Source organism: Paenibacillus xylanilyticus, assembly GCF_013359935.1.
Lineage (GTDB): Bacteria > Bacillota > Bacilli > Paenibacillales > Paenibacillaceae > Paenibacillus > Paenibacillus xylanilyticus.
This window is the reverse complement of record NZ_JABMCB010000111.1, coordinates 1-15,784: the sequence shown is the minus strand read 5'-3', so window position 1 is coordinate 15,784 and position 15,784 is coordinate 1. Positions and strand designations below refer to the sequence as shown.

Annotated in this window: 17 protein-coding genes and 1 pseudogene; 12 read left to right on the top strand and 6 right to left on the bottom strand. The window is 47.4% G+C overall.

The annotated features are described in order from the left end of the window. Nucleotides 1-353: 353 nt before the first annotated feature. From rpsR to HP552_RS01205, 5 genes are all read left to right on the top strand, one after another. Nucleotides 354-638 (top strand): 30S ribosomal protein S18, encoded by a 285-nt coding sequence (gene rpsR, locus HP552_RS01225; RefSeq protein WP_023559051.1) that lies wholly within the window; start codon nucleotides 354-356, stop codon nucleotides 636-638. Between the two features lie 214 nt (nucleotides 639-852). Continuing rightward, nucleotides 853-2,001, top strand: a complete 1,149-nt coding sequence (locus HP552_RS01220; protein ID WP_246310712.1) for a tyrosine-type recombinase/integrase — start codon at nucleotides 853-855, stop codon at nucleotides 1,999-2,001. After that, on the top strand, nucleotides 1,998-3,395 hold the full coding sequence (locus tag HP552_RS01215) for a tyrosine-type recombinase/integrase (RefSeq protein WP_054943613.1): 1,398 nt from the start codon (nucleotides 1,998-2,000) through the stop codon (nucleotides 3,393-3,395). Before HP552_RS01220 ends, HP552_RS01215 begins: the two co-directional genes overlap by 4 nt. Further along, nucleotides 3,388-5,019, top strand: coding sequence for a tyrosine-type recombinase/integrase (locus HP552_RS01210; protein WP_107338590.1), 1,632 nt, complete (start codon nucleotides 3,388-3,390; stop codon nucleotides 5,017-5,019). Before HP552_RS01215 ends, HP552_RS01210 begins: the two co-directional genes overlap by 8 nt. Continuing rightward, nucleotides 5,016-5,462, top strand: a complete 447-nt coding sequence (locus tag HP552_RS01205; RefSeq protein WP_107338591.1) for a DUF6262 family protein — start codon at nucleotides 5,016-5,018, stop codon at nucleotides 5,460-5,462. The genes HP552_RS01210 and HP552_RS01205 overlap by 4 nt, the downstream gene beginning before the upstream one ends. A gap of 133 nt (nucleotides 5,463-5,595) precedes the next feature. Here HP552_RS01205 and HP552_RS01200 read toward each other — a convergent pair whose 3' ends face one another. From HP552_RS01200 to HP552_RS01180, 5 genes are all read right to left on the bottom strand, one after another. After that, nucleotides 5,596-6,492 carry a manganese catalase family protein gene (locus tag HP552_RS01200; RefSeq protein WP_054943616.1) on the bottom strand — a complete coding sequence of 299 codons (897 nt, stop codon included), beginning with the start codon at nucleotides 6,490-6,492 and terminating at the stop codon, nucleotides 5,596-5,598. Between the two features lie 185 nt (nucleotides 6,493-6,677). Beyond that, a complete protein-coding gene (locus tag HP552_RS01195) occupies nucleotides 6,678-7,478 on the bottom strand; it encodes an ExeA family protein (RefSeq protein WP_107338592.1) in 801 nt (266 codons plus the stop codon). Continuing rightward, on the bottom strand, nucleotides 7,471-8,823 hold the full coding sequence (locus tag HP552_RS01190) for a DDE-type integrase/transposase/recombinase (RefSeq protein ID WP_127607733.1): 1,353 nt from the start codon (nucleotides 8,821-8,823) through the stop codon (nucleotides 7,471-7,473). Before HP552_RS01190 ends, HP552_RS01195 begins: the two co-directional genes overlap by 8 nt. A gap of 41 nt (nucleotides 8,824-8,864) precedes the next feature. Then, on the bottom strand, nucleotides 8,865-9,395 hold the full coding sequence (locus HP552_RS01185) for a DUF6431 domain-containing protein (RefSeq protein ID WP_127607731.1): 531 nt from the start codon (nucleotides 9,393-9,395) through the stop codon (nucleotides 8,865-8,867). Between the two features lie 183 nt (nucleotides 9,396-9,578). Then, on the bottom strand, nucleotides 9,579-9,806 hold the full coding sequence (locus HP552_RS01180; RefSeq protein ID WP_217506278.1) for a YuzF family protein: 228 nt from the start codon (nucleotides 9,804-9,806) through the stop codon (nucleotides 9,579-9,581). A gap of 218 nt (nucleotides 9,807-10,024) precedes the next feature. On the opposite strand from HP552_RS01180, the gene HP552_RS01175 reads away from it, so the two are divergent. The 5 genes from HP552_RS01175 to HP552_RS01155 all read left to right on the top strand — a co-directional run bounded on the left by HP552_RS01175 (nucleotide 10,025) and on the right by HP552_RS01155 (nucleotide 14,491). Further along, complete coding sequence (locus HP552_RS01175) at nucleotides 10,025-10,228, top strand: hypothetical protein (RefSeq protein WP_175393903.1); 204 nt, start codon at nucleotides 10,025-10,027, stop codon at nucleotides 10,226-10,228. 12 nt (nucleotides 10,229-10,240) lie between these two features. Next, nucleotides 10,241-10,486 (top strand): hypothetical protein, encoded by a 246-nt coding sequence (locus tag HP552_RS01170; RefSeq protein ID WP_054943617.1) that lies wholly within the window; start codon nucleotides 10,241-10,243, stop codon nucleotides 10,484-10,486. Between the two features lie 279 nt (nucleotides 10,487-10,765). Then, entirely contained in the window at nucleotides 10,766-12,256 is a 1,491-nt protein-coding gene (locus HP552_RS01165; RefSeq protein WP_175393902.1) for a spore germination protein, read from the top strand. Beyond that, complete coding sequence (locus HP552_RS01160) at nucleotides 12,256-13,413, top strand: GerAB/ArcD/ProY family transporter (RefSeq protein ID WP_107338598.1); 1,158 nt, start codon at nucleotides 12,256-12,258, stop codon at nucleotides 13,411-13,413. Before HP552_RS01165 ends, HP552_RS01160 begins: the two co-directional genes overlap by 1 nt. Continuing rightward, the gene (locus HP552_RS01155) at nucleotides 13,394-14,491 is read left to right on the top strand and encodes a Ger(x)C family spore germination protein (RefSeq protein ID WP_054943619.1); all 1,098 of its coding nucleotides are present in this window, start codon (nucleotides 13,394-13,396) and stop codon (nucleotides 14,489-14,491) included. Before HP552_RS01160 ends, HP552_RS01155 begins: the two co-directional genes overlap by 20 nt. Nucleotides 14,492-14,536: 45 nt before the next feature. Here HP552_RS01155 and HP552_RS35995 read toward each other — a convergent pair. Continuing rightward, nucleotides 14,537-14,653: pseudogene (locus tag HP552_RS35995) on the bottom strand (bacterioferritin-associated ferredoxin); the annotation flags it as partial. A 157-nt stretch (nucleotides 14,654-14,810) separates the two neighbouring features. On the opposite strand from HP552_RS35995, the gene HP552_RS01150 reads away from it, so the two are divergent. Then, nucleotides 14,811-15,161: a hypothetical protein gene (locus HP552_RS01150; protein ID WP_054943620.1), complete on the top strand. Its 351-nt coding sequence runs from the start codon at nucleotides 14,811-14,813 to the stop codon at nucleotides 15,159-15,161. A 79-nt stretch (nucleotides 15,162-15,240) separates the two neighbouring features. Next, nucleotides 15,241-15,714, top strand: a complete 474-nt coding sequence (locus HP552_RS01145) for a hypothetical protein (RefSeq protein ID WP_175393901.1) — start codon at nucleotides 15,241-15,243, stop codon at nucleotides 15,712-15,714. The last annotated feature ends 70 nt before the right edge of the window (nucleotides 15,715-15,784 follow it).

Below are 15,784 nucleotides of genomic sequence, written 5' to 3'. Positions count from 1 at the left end.
TGCCATTTTAGAGAGCGTAACATCTGAGATCAGAAAATGCTTTAAGACCTCAGTAAAATCAAGGGGTTTTAAAGCATTTTAACTGTGTAATGGTAATCTTCATTTACGACCAGCATCCACGGTTTATTAAGATCGCGCGATGTTGAGTAAAGTGTGTAATACGTTATGACCGTCAATGTAGTCTAGTGATGATGACCATCCTTATTTCAAGATGTGGGTGTAGCCCCGTAGTGAGAAGTCGGGTGTGTGTAAGTCGTAAGACTTATCCATACCCAACTTTGAACTAGAGGATAGTCAGAAAAAACTTGGCACGTTAACCAATGTGCAATAATGAAGGGAACGAGAAAATAACAATGGCATTTGCACAAAGAAATGACGAAGAACGTGGTGAAAGAAAGTTTGCTCCACGTAGAGGTGGCAAAGGTAAACGTAGAAAAGTTTGCTACTTTACAGTCAATAAAATTACTCATATTGATTACAAAAATACGGAAGTTCTTAAAAAGTTCATTAGCGAACGTGGGAAGATTCTTCCTCGCCGTGTGACTGGAACAAGCGCAAAATATCAACGCGCATTAACAGTTGCAATTAAACGTGCTAGGGCGGTAGCGTTGCTTCCGTACACAACGGATAATATCTAGGAAAAAGGTGTGTTGGCCTTATGGCAACACACCTTTTTCTATGGTAGCACAAAAGAGTTCATTGAACCCGCGGCGGAAGAGCATTGCATGTGCGAATCGTTCCTTTTGTTTCTTGAGTTTACTCCGGAACTCAACTATGATAATTGACAATTAACTCTATAATAATAGATGATGGATGATATACACACTCAAGATCGGTAAAAGTGGGAAAACATTGGCTAAACATCATATAGGATTGATCTCGGTGGTGATGAATATGGGCAATCTGAAAATTGAAAAAACTCTCAATGAGGCCGGAAAACGAAATGTAGTAGTTGTGGATGAGGACTACAACATTGTCGAGGAAATAACATTGTTTCTTCACTATTTAGAAGAGAAGGGGCACTCTGAGAACACAATCGAAGGTTATAGTAGAGACTTAAAGGAATATTTCACTTGGTTAAACGAAGTGGGGCTTAAATTTTACGAGGTTAGGAAAGCGGATATGTTTTCTTGGCTTGAGTATTTGAAAACGAAAGTCGGAACAACGGACAAAGAGAAATCTGCAAAGACAAAGAATAAGTATATGGCAACAATAGCCTCATTTTATCGATATTATGAAGTGATTGGGGGCTTTGTGACGGAGAACCCATTAACTTATAAAGATGATTCAAAAAACAGACATTTCCTAGTTCAGAAAGTTAGTCGTAAAGAAATGGGTTTTAATTTCTTCCGAGTTAAAGAGAAAAAATCAGTTAAGGGTAAGCGTTTGACTCGGGAACAGGTTGAAAAGCTCTATCAAGGACTTGAGATGTTACAGTCAGATGAGAGCTTGAATGCCCGAAATCAGTTATTGTTCAGATTTCTTTATGAAACGGGTTGCCGGATTAGTGAGGCACTAGGTCTTCGTATAGGTGATTATGAGATTCAAACAAAAGTTGGGGTTATAAAGGTAAAAGAGCATGATCCACTATACCATAAAGACCACAACATCAAATCACTAGAAAGGGAAATACCCGTCAGCAGAGATATTGTCTTTGCCATAGAGGATTATATCTTGTATCATCGCCCTGATGATGGAAAACATCTTACGATATTTGTGAATCATGAAACCAGCCCTGGCCAATATATGATCCGCGATACGATAACAAAGCTCTTCAATAAGCTATCTGAACAAGTGGGTATTAAATGCACTTCTCACATGCTTAGGCACACCCATGGAACCGAACTCACCGAATCGGGATTTGATATGCGTTATGTCCAAGATAGGTTAGGTCATAATGATGTTAAGTCTACGAGTAAGTATCAACATTTGTCGCTTGAAGCGAAAACAACGGCATATGAAAGCTTCATGCGTCAGAGAAGGAGCGCGGAGTTGAATTGAGTAGAGCGTATATTTCAACAGTTGATACAAAAACTGATAGATGGGAGGTTCCGTATCAATCGAGTTATGGTGATAAATTATCTTTTGAATTTTCATATTTGCCAAATAAATGGTTCAAGAAAATACATAAGCAAATAACAATTGAATGCATGAGTCTAGGGAAGCCGAGTGTCGAAACACTGTATCGATATAATTATTCATTGAAACGGTTCTTTGAATTCCTGAAAGAATACAACTTGAAAATTATGGATTATGCCGATTTATCGCACCAAATCACTCAAATGTATATTTATTATTTACAACAGATTCAATTAGCAAACTCTACAAGATCGGTTGCTATGTCTGCACTAAAATGGGTAATAGAACATGGGCAGTTTTTTGAGTATGATGGTTTTCCGGAGGGACAGGTTTTTGATGGAGATGAGTACCAAGCACTTAAGCAAGATGATGTTTTAAGGACAAGGTATATACCCGATAATGTAATGGAACAGATTGAAATAGCTTTAAAAAAGGAGAAAAACATCCTCTTGAAGTCTATTGTGGAGATCGGCATCGATTCGGGAATCAGGCTTTCAGAGGTTTTGGACCTAACCGAGGGGTGTATAACTGAAGATTTTACAGGAAAACCCGTATTGTATGTTTTCTCTCCGAAAAATAAGGCTGACAGATATATCCCCGTATCAAATCGAGTCAAACGGGCAGTTCAACTACTTGAACAATACTCAGAAGTGGCCAGGAAAGAACTTGCAACAAACTACATTTGTCTTTACTGGCAAAAACGGAATATACGGTATGCCAGACTGCTCCAAAAAATATTTCGAGATAAACTTTATCGGTTTGTCAAAAAGCATGATATCAGAGATAACGATGGCGAATTATACCCATTAACCTTTCACGCATTTAGGCATACGCTTGGAACGGACATGCTAAACAAGGGTATGAGTATGTTTGAAATTCAAGAATATCTTGGTCATGAATCATTACACTCTACAAGTTTATATGCAAAGGTCAAAGATCCAAAAATTGAAAGCGAATATAAAAAGCTTGGATTTATCGGCTTGATAGTCAAGGAAATCAGTGAGAAGGAAATAGGAGAAGGAAAAAAAATCGACACGGAAACGCTATTGTCTGCTTCATTGCCTGATGGGGCTTGTCAGAAGCCGATAAATAATGAGGGCAAGATATGCTCTAAATTTAATATGTGCGTGATCTGTCCTAAGTTTATCACGACTCCCGAACACTTACCAATTCATAAAGACCATTTGGATCGTCTCAGAGCCAACAGAGAGGCATATATGGCTCAGGAGTACATCGGTACGACGAATCATCTTGAGACTGTTGAATACGCCTTAGAAACGATTATAGGGCGTTTGGAGGCGATGCTGAGTGGTTGAAAGTATAAAGCTTCAATTGTTTGATTACAACCCCCTAATACCCCAATTAGATTTCCGCTGCGGTAATAGTAAATTCTCAGACAATGTATGGGATTTTAACGGATTTATTAATGTAGAGCATTTGTCTGGCAAGAGGCTTATGATTGATTTTGAATTTGTTGTTGATAAGCCCAAAATGCTAGAAGTAATAAAATGGTTTATGCATCATGAGTTAACCACGGGCAAGTTTTCAACTGCCAAACGAAATTTAGACGGTGTTGTTCGATTTTCTAAATTTATAAAAGAATATGCGCCGGAAGTGGAGTCGTTTTCAGAAATTGATCAGAGTTTATTGGAGACGTATTTTACGTATTTGCCTGAAGCGAAAAGCGAGACAAGTGGTCAGTCAATAAGCTCTGTTTCAATCAAGAAAAGTGCATTGGCGTTAAAAGAAATCTTATTAAAGGGAAATATTAAAGGCTGGGATGTTCCAAAAGATGTTCGATTTGTTCAGGGCATGTACAATGAGCTCATTATTAATAACAAAGCGTTAAAGAAGGATGCCAAGCAAGCAGAGCAAGTAAACATTGATAAAATATCGGACGAACAGTTGATCGATCGGATATTGCGTAAAGCAGTAAGTGATTTAGATATGGACGAAAATATACTTGTTGCAGCTAGCGTAGTAGTTGGATTGCAGCTTGGACTTCGCATTAGCGAAATCATTACGATGTATAATGCCTCCATTGAGCCAATTGGCGGAGAAACAAAATTAGTATACAACACCGGTAAACTGCAAGCCGAACCTACGAGGGTGTATAAACCAGCGAATGCCCTTGTCGTACAAGCCATTACGAAAGTTGAAAAATACACGGATCCGTTAAGAAAAGAATCGGGCTTACCGTATTTATTTCTTAATCGAATACGTAATGTCAAAGGATATCCCGTGTGTATAGTTTCCCATGCAAATTGGTCAAAGAATTTTCTAAGACCCTGGCTTCAAAAACACAATCTCCGATATAAAAATGGAGATATTGCTGATTTTTCATCTCATACATTCCGCCACGCTTGCGCTACGTATGCTTTAAAAGGTGGGGCCTCTCTGGAAACTATACGGGAATTGTTAAATCACAAGTCCATTAGAGGTACACAGCACTATACACACCTGCTTCAAGAGGATGTAAGGAACAAGTTCTCGAAAGTATTCAATGAAGGCGCAGTTCTTGTTGGTAAGCAGGCTCTTCAAATAAAAGAAAAGCTTAAAGTAAATAACCCATTCAAAGGAAAGACCATCGAACAAGTTGATAAATTGCGTAAAGCGCATAAGATTCAAATTTTGTCACATGGACTTTGTCTTCACCATCCAATGCGAAATGAACCTTGTGAAGGCGACGGGGTATGTTTAGGATGCCGCAATTTTTTGACTACTCCAGACTTTCTTGAAGTTCATAAAGGCCGGTTGAAAAAAATTCGTAGCGAATTGGCATCTGCACCTGCTGGGGGCCTTTATGAGAACAAGTTAAAGACAATTGAAAAATACCTTGTAGGAATTATTGATGAGTTGGAAACCCAGGTGAATTATTCCGGAATTGATAATCATTCAGATTACAATATCACACCAAGCGAATGGGAGGGAATGGCATGAGTGACCCTTCTAAAGAAAATAAACTCGTTACACTGGAGCGTATCGAACAAGCAATAACAAACCTCCGAAAAGGGAAGAAAAAACTGTCCATATCAGCGATTGCTAAAAAAGCTGGCATTGAGCGAAAGACGATCTATAATCGTCCTGATCTTAAGGAACGCTGTGATCAAGCCATTTTGCTGCAGATGGAAATTGAAAAAGGGGCAGAAAAAATTGCAGCTACTGCAATCGAAACGTCAACCAGACCAAGCGGTAAAAGATTGCTTGAGAATCGGTATGAAAAAGTTAAGCAGGCGCTTCAGAATGAGAAGGAAAAGAACGAGAAACTTCTGGAAATATGCAGAAAACATGTCATAGAGAAAGCACAACTAAAATCTCGTATCGAATATTTAGAAAATAAAATTCAAGAACTAAGGGAGAGACAATTGAAACCATTCCAATAAAGGCTTGTGCTTGACCACCACTATGTGACGAGCCGCACGCTGGGAGTCGCGCACGGCCAATAGAAATAAATAAAGGTTTCGTATACATGCCATATGTAAGCAGCAACTCTTGCCCGTATAGGAACGCAACACCTTACAATCCGGCGAGCTTTTGCAGCCGTTGGGCAATCTGCATAAAATCCTCATTCGAGATGCCAGGAGCAAATTCTTCCGGCACTTCTTCAAGATCGGGCACTTCCCCTCCTTGGGGAACTCCTCTGACGACTTCCAATCGCTCTCCGTCGGACGGGTGGGATCCTTTCCAGATTTGAGCGATATCTTCATAGTCTGAATCGCTAAACGTATATAACTTTCGATGAATTCCCTGTTCTTCGTATTTGCGGGTCGCATCAAATGCCCGATTCTCTAGATTGGGAATAGGGAGCATTTTTTTGACGTCGACTCCGGTCATGATTTCGAGCGCCTTCGCGTAAGCAAGCACATGAACTCCCCCGCGGACCAGCAAGTAACCCGTCATTTCGCGGGCGACAGGATGATCTGTCATCTCGTACACGCGCATCTTATGGGTGCGGGCGCCGCATTCGAGAAAAAAGTTATGAAGCAGATCGAGTACCAAATTGCCACTGTTAAAGACATAATCACCGTTCCATGCTTTGCCCATCGAATCGCCGGGCAACGAGGTTTGAGCCGTTGCAATAAAATGGTAGGTATTGCGTTTGTCAAGCCCGTTGCGCAGAGGGGCCGCATCCGGATCTGCCGGAAATGTGGAACCGGACAGGCATAAATTAATGGAATTCATCACCAATTCCACATGGCCAACCTCCTCCGCCGTAATGCTGGCCACAAGTTCATAAAAGGGCTTCAGCTTTTTTTTGCTGCGAAAATTCGAAGATTGGACCAAATAATTATTCAACGTAGACATCTCCCCGAAACGGCCGCCTAATAGTTCCTGCACAGCCGCCGCGGCGTTGGCGTCCGGATGTTTGGGAACAGGCAATGCAATGGGCAATCGATTGATGCGCTTGAACATGGCGGACATCATCCCTTTATCAAATTTATGGTTCTTATTATTTTTATGACAGGGATCGTTTGTCTCATGCCGCGCTGGAGCGCTAAGAGTGTTACTGCTAACGCATAATGTCCAGCGGTTGACGGCGTAAGTTGTCCTTCTATTGACGGTCAATCTGTCCGCATGAGGCTATACCGAAAGGGGAATTATGACAATTCCCCTTGGATCACTCGCTTGACCATATGATCGTCTATGATACGATGTTTGTTCTGCGCACCGTAAATCAAGCAGTGCGTGCATAGCTTGTTAATCAGACGAGCGGCTCCGCTGGAGAAGCGGTAGACGTCATCAATTGCGCCGTCTGTGAAGACATCCCGATCCGCACCGGCGTAAGCCATATGCCGGACAATGTATGCTCCTGTCTGAGCGCGATCATAGTGCGGAAGCTTGCACTGCAGGTCGATTCGCTGACGAATGGCAGCGTATGCTTGCAGATGGAGTCGCTCCCACAGCTCACTTTGCCCGACCAGGATCAGCGCCATCGGACTTTGGGCGTCCATCTTAAAGTTGAGCAGGAACCGTACCTCTTCCAGCATCTCTCGGTCTAGCAGATGCGCCTCGTCCACGACGACGACGGGCTGCAAACCGTGAATCCCACGCATCAATTCAATCTCACGATGCAACTGACGCTTGGCGTCCCCGCGGTAAAACTTCGACTCGCAACCAAGTTGTTCGAGCACCCCCTTGTAGAAATGCCTTGGTGTCAATTTTGAATCCGACAGATACAACACCTTGAATTTTGCGGCGTCGAGCGTATCCGTAAATCGCCGAATCGTCGTCGTCTTCCCGGTTCCGCAATCCCCGGTAACGACCGCGAACCACTGTCGCTGAGCCGCATACGCTAAGCGTCCGAGCGTCTCTTCCAAGATTTCCGACTCATACAGTTCGCTTGTCGGCAGATCTCTCGAGAATGGAGAGCGATGCAGATCGTAGAATGCCTCAAACATCGCCGCTCTCCTTCAGAACACGCCGGTAGGTGACAGCCGGCGCCTGATGGTCGTGACGCTGGTGGCTCCGTTCTTCTGCGGCGGCGAGCAGCCGGGACGAATCCGTCGGTTCCGGTTGTAAATGCTTCGGAAGCGGCGGGCGCTTGCCTGCGCGTTCGCCGATGACGAGCTCCTTCACTCTCCACGACGGATGGCCTTCGTACTCGATCGTGAGTTCCGTAATGTCTGCCGGGTCGTATACGACATCCACCGTACATCCCATGAACGACAGCCCCACTTCATACTTGCGATCCATGAAGCTGATGCAGCCGGACTTGTCGACCTTGCGCGGCTCGCAATGCAGGAACGCATCGGCGAGCACATCCGGATCCGCAAACCGCAGCGACTTCTTGTCGCTTTGGAATGTGCTGTACGGGCTCTGTTTGTTGGGAAGCGCCGAATGCGGCTTGTTTTGGTAGCATTCGGTAAGCCATACCTGGAACAGCTCGTTCAACCGCTCGAGCGTCTTCGGCTTCTCAAGCGCCGCTTCACTGAGAAAGGAGTCCACCACACGATTAAATCGCTCGACTTTCCCCGTGGATTCCGGCGAGTACGGCTTAGCGAAGAGAAGACGGATTCCGAGCTTGGAGCACGCCCTCGTCATCCATTTCGTGCGGTACTGCTTGCCGTTGTCGAAGTACACCGCTTCCGGAACCCCGTATTTCTGTATGGCCCTGCGGAAGCAATCCTCGACGATCGTCTTGTCCATTACCGGGTAAAATTCCCCGTGAAGAACGAACCGCGTCGCATCGTCGATGAACGTCACGAGAAATACCTGTTTCATCGCACCGCCCGGTCCGATGGGCAAGTACGGACCGTATTTCAGATCGGAATGCCACAGACGATTTCGATGCTTCTGCTGGAAACGTCGCGCAGCAACGCCGGATTCCGCGTACATCCGCATATGGCGGGTACTGTAGCCGCGCTCTGTGAGCTTCTCTTGCAACGTGCTCCGCTTGATCTGTCCCGGCCCGATGAGGCCTTCCCATTCCATGATCTGAATAATTTGGGCGACGCTCCGACTCGGCACCTCGCGGCGTAACAGAATCGCCTGGTCCACGATGTTCGGCGCAATGGCGGGCGCCGTCGGCTGCTTGCCTTTGCCCTTAGGCTTTAGCCCGCCGAATCCTTCCTGCCGGTACGTCGCCAGATACCGGCGCAGGGTCCGCTCCGACAAGCCCGTCTGCTCACAGATCCGTGTCTTGATTTCTCTTGATCTGGCTGGGTCTAGCCCTTCTTCCAACAGCGGAGCCAGGAGCTGAACTCGCTCCACGGCGATCTGCTCTGCTTTCTTCTGATCTTTCATCCGAAACACCATCCCCCGATAGACTTCGTTTCGAGTCTATCTCAGCGTGCTCCGGACAAAAATGCAGAACGGGTATGTACCCAAAAATTTGAGTTGGCGACGGGACGGACAATTCTTGCCAGCCATCCGGCCGCATCGCCGACGTACCGTCCGAAACGATGGTGTGCAGTTTGCGAAGGTCCGGACGACTCCTCCGCAACGTCCAGTGTAAAGCGAATGGCGATCGATTCGAGACAACCCATCCAATGCACTGTTTGCGACCGAAACCAGCTACGCCAACGGTACAGCGTAGAATGATCCGCGGCGACGACGATCTCCTCCGGTTCGGATGCAACAACGCTCTCCACACATGCCGATTCATAACGTTTGTAAGGCACAATGCAATTTGGCAGCTCATGATGAATCTTCCGACAGGTTACACAACGCAACCTTCGAACGATTAACAATCTCTGTTCCCCTGAGGCCTCCCACAGCTTTCGCTTCCGACTTCCGATCACCGAAAGGCTTCCTCCGCAACAGGGGCAAGGGACGACTTCTGCACACCTAACTGAAAACGCCGGCGCTCTTCTCAACCAGCTCGTATTTTGATACAATGATCATACGTTTTGTGAGGGGATGCTTCCTGTGAACCTGTTCCCACAGGTTCACGCGATGGGGAGGCATCCTTTTCCTTTTCCGAGATACGGACATTATATTCGTCAACTCTCGGACAGGCAATTCCGTCAGCTTTCGGGCATTATGCTTCAGCGGAAACACTAAGAGGGCATAACCCAAATCATTTGCTGCGTGCGCAGAAAAAATGAGGAATTGTTTGTTTGCAGCAAGACATGATCCGGTTTCACGTCGGTTATCGTACCCCGAACAGGGCCCCGAGACGTTTCAATAACCACCGGCTTTCCTTGAAGCGAGCGCAAGGTGTGATAAAAATACGGGTCAACCAAGGTTACTGTGGATAATGCGGGATTTGCCGTTTCCCTGTACATTCCATTCGGATAAGCATACACGATGAAATCTCCTCCTCATTCTCGTTACCATTTAGCCTATGCCGAAGTAAGGAAGGTTGTGTTTCCGCCTGTGTATAGACAAACAACCCGATAAAAATGACCGGAAACCGGGCGGATGCCGGTGTCGCTTCTACACGTCTGCCATAGACTGATGCTGTAAGTTCAAAATTCACCTACCCAAGGAGGAATGGTTTTGAATGCAGTTTACTAAACAGGCAATGCCCATGTTTATGCATGACCACGCCGCTTACGTCAGGCAAATGCACGACTGGCACATGAAAATGGCTCAATATCACGACCAATTGCGTGCCTTTCATCTGGAAAGAGCGAAACAATTTCAAAAGCTGGCCGAAGAAAGAGCGAAAACGTCAGAAATACCCAGCGGCACCAGCGCCGCTTAAAGGCGAACCGACATGGAGCGATGTGATGAGTTGGCAGCATTCCGAATCAAAATCTGGGACCGTTATGTAACCCTTCGTTCCCAATATGGAACCCGGATGCCTTTGTCTTTCGATCAGTTCTGGTACGACTTTCTGGCCAGACACATGATAGCCGACAGCGGAGTCGAGCAAGTGTATGAGGACTTCTGCAACAACTGGGAGAATCAGTGTTTGCGAAATGTTCACGAATCAAGTCATCGGCAGGAAGGAGGCCGCTGAAAAAGATACGTTTTTTCTGTGATGCATCGATTTTTAAGTTTGATGTTGCAGGAAAATAAGGAAAAGTCCGTTTAAAGCCGTCTCACAGGCTAAAAACGGACTTTTTGCATCGCAGAAAGAAGGCGAGGGGACTTTTTTCAGTGGCCTCGTAGGAAGCCCGTGGTTTTTCACGAACCGACTCATAATCTCAGGACTGCCAACAACCTGGAACTGCGAGGCATGTTTTTTGTCATATCGGGAAAAATAATACATGGACTAAATGCAAAAGGAGGGGAGCCGATGCATTGGATCGGCTGGTTTAAAAAGCAAGACAAAAGCTATACGCCAAATGAAGCCGACACTCAACCTCCCGCAGGCAACTTGTCTCCGCAGCACGTGCAGCAATTGTTTCACGATATTCACGATGCACAGGTGCATGAGTTGGATGCGGGAGTGCGGAAAGTCAAGCTGTTTTACATCCGTTCCTTTGTGGATCAAAAACAGGTCGAAAGCGACATCGTGCTTCCCCTTTTGCATGCCCCGGACGAACAAGCAGGACAAAAGGTGATTTCCGAAGATCGGGTGGACGTAACGACGTTGCAGCAAGCCGAAGAACTCATCCTGCAGGGAGGAATTCTTGTTTTTGATGAGATCGGGAACGTTTGCGCGGTCAAAAAGCAGGATCAACTCGGCCGCACTATCGATTCTTCCGAGCAGGAATCGATTGTGTACGGTCCCAAAGACAGCCTGAACGAGCGCCTTGACAAAAACTTGACCTTAATCCGTCGCCGGCTGCCCGTAGCAAGCCTAAAGTCAAAGAAATGGACCGCCGGATCGTTAAGCAAAACCTCTGTTGTGCTGCTGTACATGGAGGGTATTGTCAATCCGGAGCTGGTGCGGATCGCAGAGATGAAAACGAATCAATTTGATTTCGATGTTCTTCTCGATTCCTCCCATATCTCCGCTTTGATGGAGGACCACGTCAACAGCGTTTTTCCGCAATTTCAACAGACGGACCGTCCGGACGTGCTGGCCGCGGCGCTGGCCAGCGGCAAAGTGGTCTGGCTGGTGGACAACACGCCGTTTGCGCTTGTAGCGCCCATTACGTTCTTTGATCTGTTTCAGTCCCCGGAGGACTATATTCACCGATGGATGGTGGGCAGCTTCCTGCGGGGGCTTCGTTTTGTCGCGTTCGTAATTGCTCTGTTTTTGACCCCGGCTTACGTGGCGGTGACGGTTCACCATTATCAGATGGTTCCGCTGGAGATGCTGTTTGTCCTGATGCAATCCCGCAGTGAAATTCCGTATCCTCCGTTCTGGGAAGCGCTGCTCATGCTGCTGACGCTGGAGATATTAAAGGAAGCCAGTTTGCGCATGCCAACCAAATCCGGCCAAACGCTCGGCATCGTGGGCGGTATTGTCATCGGTCAAGCGGCCGTGGATGCAGGGATCGCTAGCAATGTGATGGTCATTGTGATCTCCATCTCCGCCATCGCCTCGTTTCTCGTACCCAATTATTTGATGACGAACGCGAGCAAACTGCTCCAAATTGCCCTGCTCATTCTGGCGGCATGGCTGGGCATGTGGGGCATTGGGTTCGGATTGCTCTGGCTGTGCATCCACCTGCACGGATTGACTTCGCTCGGGCAACCGTATTTGTCCCCGCTGAGCCCGTTTTTCGCAAGCGACTGGAAAGATACGGTGTTTCGTGCTCCGCTGTCCAGGATGCGCACAAGGCCGGCTTATTTGAAGCCGCTGCAGCGGATGCGCGTTACCGGGAGGAAACCGTGATGGCTTCTCGTGTAGGTTCGGCCGGTTTGTTTTCGATTTCAGCGCCCTTCGGTTTCTTGTCCCTCGCCTTCTGGGCGAACCGGATGCAAACGTTATATTATCTTTTATATTTGCCCAGTGTGCTTGCGGAGCCGGTTATGATCGGCCTCATCCTGCTGGCGGCGGGATGCTCGCACCTCAACATTTTGATGATTGCCCGCTGTTTTGCATGGAAAGAAACGCCCGGCGGTTATCTCGGCATCGTCCGCACGTTGGGATCGGCGGTGTCTTTCCTGTTTTTGCTTGCGGGGCTGTTCGCTGTTTTGATGAAAGGCATCGTGCTGATGATGGGTTATGTCGATATTGTGCATCATATTTTGTTTCCTGCCTTACATGCTACGTTGTTTGGCATCCTGCTATTGTGTGCTTGCGTATACCTGGCTCGATTGGGCATGGAGAAGACCGTTCGTTTTGCGATCGTTGCGTTTGTCGGCACGATATGGGTTACCTTCCTGTACGTGCCGTTTGCGTTTCCGCCGGCTGCCGAATACCGCCATCTGCTCCCTCTTCTTCCGGAGCACATGCCCAAGGGAGATTGGCAAACCTTTCTTACGATATGGGCGGCGTTCTCCGGTCCCGAATATATGCTGGCATTGCCGAAAGAGGCGGTAGACGCGAAGAAATTGAAAACGGCTCTGATTTCCGCCAATGCATTTACCGCATTCGAATACATATTCTTTTTTGTCATTTGCCTGACGTTTTACGGATCTGATTATTTGCAGCGGCAAGACTTGCCGATCGTCGATCTGATCCGGTATATTCAGCTTCCTTTCGCCGAACGGCTGGAAATGATTCTGATTCCAGCCTACGCCATTTCCGTCGTTTACGTCGTCGCCATCCTTCTATTGTATGCGGCGGGAGCAATCCAATGTCTTGCGCGCAGTCGTCTTTCAGAAGGAAGAGCGCCGTTTTGGTTGGCGTTTTTGATGATGCTTCTGCTGACATGGATGGCCGGTCGCTGGATATGGCCGGATGAATGGAAAGCCAAGGAGTGGATCACCTGGCTTTCATGGCTGGATGCCAGCACCTATACCGTTTTGCCTTTTGGCTTCTTCCTCTTGGGATGGATCACGATTCGCAGGAAATGGAGGGTCCGACATGCCGGCGGCTCGTCATAAACCGCTTCTTCTATTACTGGCGTTGCTTGTTCTCGGCGGTTGCTCGTTTGTCGATAAAACCAATACCATTGAGGAAATATCGCCGGTTGTATTGCTTTATCTGGATGAAGGGAACGACGGATCCGTAAAGCTGTCTACCATCATTCCCCCGCTGAAGAAAGAGAAAAAGAGCGTGATTACCACGTCCTCCAATACGTTAATCGAAGGGAGATACTTACGAAACTTGAAGTATTACCGGGAAACGAAAGGGGGGCAGATCCGAATGATTTTCTTCTCCGAAGCCATGGCTAACCGGGGGCTGACGTCTCTGCTCGATACGTTACTGCGTGATCCCGAAATTTCCAGCCGCGTGTTTCTCTCTGTTGTGCGTGGCGATATGATCGGATATTTGAACAGGCAGATGCAGAGCGGGCAGGAGGAAATCGACTTGTATCTGTACAAAATGTTTGCGCACTACGAAAAGCAAGGGCAATTGACGACAAGCAACGTGCATGAATTCCTGGCCAGGGTGTACAACCCTTATGCCGATCCGGTTCTTCCCTATTACGCCGTCGCGAACAATGAACTTCGTTATTCCGGGACGGCGCTGTTCCGCGGGGATAAGATGGTCGGGACGGTTTCGCTGCCCGATGACGTCTTTTTCCAAATGTTGCATGAAAAGAGAGGCGTTCAAAAGACGGTGCCGCTGCCAGCGGCGGATGTCGTGCTCGGCAGTATCAAAACCGAGCGGCAAATTCGTTTCACCGATTCGTTCCGGAACGTTCATATTGACGTGATGCTTAAAGGACGGGTGGAAGAAGTCCCCGCTGGACAGAAGACGGACAGCCCACGGGAACTGCAGGAGTTCGAGCGTACGCTTGAACGGAGAACCCAGGAAAAGCTGGAGAAAGTCATCGGTCGAACGCAGTCGTTATGTGTCGACCCGTTCGGCCTGGGCATGCACACGGTAGGATGGAAGGGCCGGCCATTTACCCGTGAGCAGTGGAACCAACGATGGCCGGATATGGACGTGACGATCCATGTTTCGTTGAAGTTGGAGCATACCGGGATGCTCGATTCGCATGCGGACCGGCGATGAAGACGCAGCTCGCGCGCCCTGTGTCACTCGCCAATGATCGCGTCTTCATGACATGGAACGTTTGAAGCCGCGTACAAAAGCGCTCACATTCCCCAAACAGCAAGTCCCCTGCGGATTGTGGATTTCGCATGCGCAGCGGCCAGCCTGTACCTGAGTTTTGATCCGGTCAACATACGATTCCGGCATGATCGGAAGGTGCGCAGCAATCCACAGGAATTCCCCCTTGCAGGATGTGTGAAAGGAATTGACGTTCGACGCCTCTGGAATCGTAAGGTAGCTTCCAAATCTTTACGAATTTTTTTCGCACGAAAAATTTTATGTGTGGCGTCTGGAACCGGATCAACTGATCAATTATACCGGCGTTGTGATGCTGCACACCTTTTGCATTTATCCTTTGACTGCTTTTCTCTACCTGACTCGTTTTCCAGAAGTCGAATGGAAGGCTGCGGTTCACATTGCAAAATGGGTGCTGATCTATATCGGTGTAGAATGGGTTGGATATCGCCTCGGTTATATTACCTACTCCCACGGCTGGAATTGCTGGTGGTCGCTTTTCTTTGATGTACACATGTTTCTGATGCTTCGCTTTCATCATACAAAGCCGGTTTGGAGCATCCCGATGACGATACTGTCCATCTTCTTTTACTTGATCCTGTTCGGTTATCTGTAAAGAATCCATGCCCCGTGACTGGCATTTTTGCCGAGGACGCATATAATGACGTGATCCAACTTTTGAGGAGTGATGAATCATGTCCGTTGCGGCTCAAACAAGTACAAAGAGTTTACCTCCCTTTTCCATATGGGGAGTTCATGCATCTGTCGCCGGAAGACCGGTTGTGTGGGGCAAACTAGTGATGCGTGTTTTGCCGGATCAACAAATTCAAGGCACCATCCGATTTCGCGGAACGCCGATTCCGATTGAAGGAAGCTGGAATGAAAGCGCGCAGCAGATCATGTTTCATTCCCCCTACGCCGCCTACTCCGGCCATTTATCCATCTACGACGATGTCCAGATTCAACTTCGGCATCTGGTTCTCACCGGACGCCTCCAGATGCTCCCCCCCTCTTTACAGGCAGGTGAGTATGGAACCTGGGTAGCGACAACAGATATAAGCTTGCCGGAGTATAGCGGCTATGTCCCGCCCCAACCGTCTTCAACTTCGCTGCCGCCGGTCGGCGTATTTGTAACGTCGAATATACTGTATGGAAACTCGCGTATATAAAACAGGCACATATCGGATGAAAAATGATCGGTAAGCGGATAACGGAAAGGGGTGGCATATCAGTGGACGA

What these genes read in the sequence shown, in the direction of transcription:
- rpsR (WP_023559051.1), top strand. Translation starts at nt 354, where the DNA reads ATGGCATTTGCACAAAGAAATGACGAAGAACGTGGTGAAAGAAAGTTT.
- HP552_RS01205 (WP_107338591.1), top strand. Translation starts at nt 5,016, where the DNA reads ATGAGTGACCCTTCTAAAGAAAATAAACTCGTTACACTGGAGCGTATC.
- HP552_RS01200 (WP_054943616.1), bottom strand. Translation starts at nt 6,492, where the DNA reads ATGTTCAAGCGCATCAATCGATTGCCCATTGCATTGCCTGTTCCCAAA.
- HP552_RS01195 (WP_107338592.1), bottom strand. Translation starts at nt 7,478, where the DNA reads ATGTTTGAGGCATTCTACGATCTGCATCGCTCTCCATTCTCGAGAGAT.
- HP552_RS01190 (WP_127607733.1), bottom strand. Translation starts at nt 8,823, where the DNA reads ATGAAAGATCAGAAGAAAGCAGAGCAGATCGCCGTGGAGCGAGTTCAG.
- HP552_RS01180 (WP_217506278.1), bottom strand. Translation starts at nt 9,806, where the DNA reads ATGTACAGGGAAACGGCAAATCCCGCATTATCCACAGTAACCTTGGTT.
- HP552_RS01175 (WP_175393903.1), top strand. Translation starts at nt 10,025, where the DNA reads ATGCAGTTTACTAAACAGGCAATGCCCATGTTTATGCATGACCACGCC.
- HP552_RS01170 (WP_054943617.1), top strand. Translation starts at nt 10,241, where the DNA reads ATGGAGCGATGTGATGAGTTGGCAGCATTCCGAATCAAAATCTGGGAC.
- HP552_RS01165 (WP_175393902.1), top strand. Translation starts at nt 10,766, where the DNA reads ATGCATTGGATCGGCTGGTTTAAAAAGCAAGACAAAAGCTATACGCCA.
- HP552_RS01160 (WP_107338598.1), top strand. Translation starts at nt 12,256, where the DNA reads ATGGCTTCTCGTGTAGGTTCGGCCGGTTTGTTTTCGATTTCAGCGCCC.
- HP552_RS01155 (WP_054943619.1), top strand. Translation starts at nt 13,394, where the DNA reads ATGCCGGCGGCTCGTCATAAACCGCTTCTTCTATTACTGGCGTTGCTT.
- HP552_RS01145 (WP_175393901.1), top strand. Translation starts at nt 15,241, where the DNA reads ATGTCCGTTGCGGCTCAAACAAGTACAAAGAGTTTACCTCCCTTTTCC.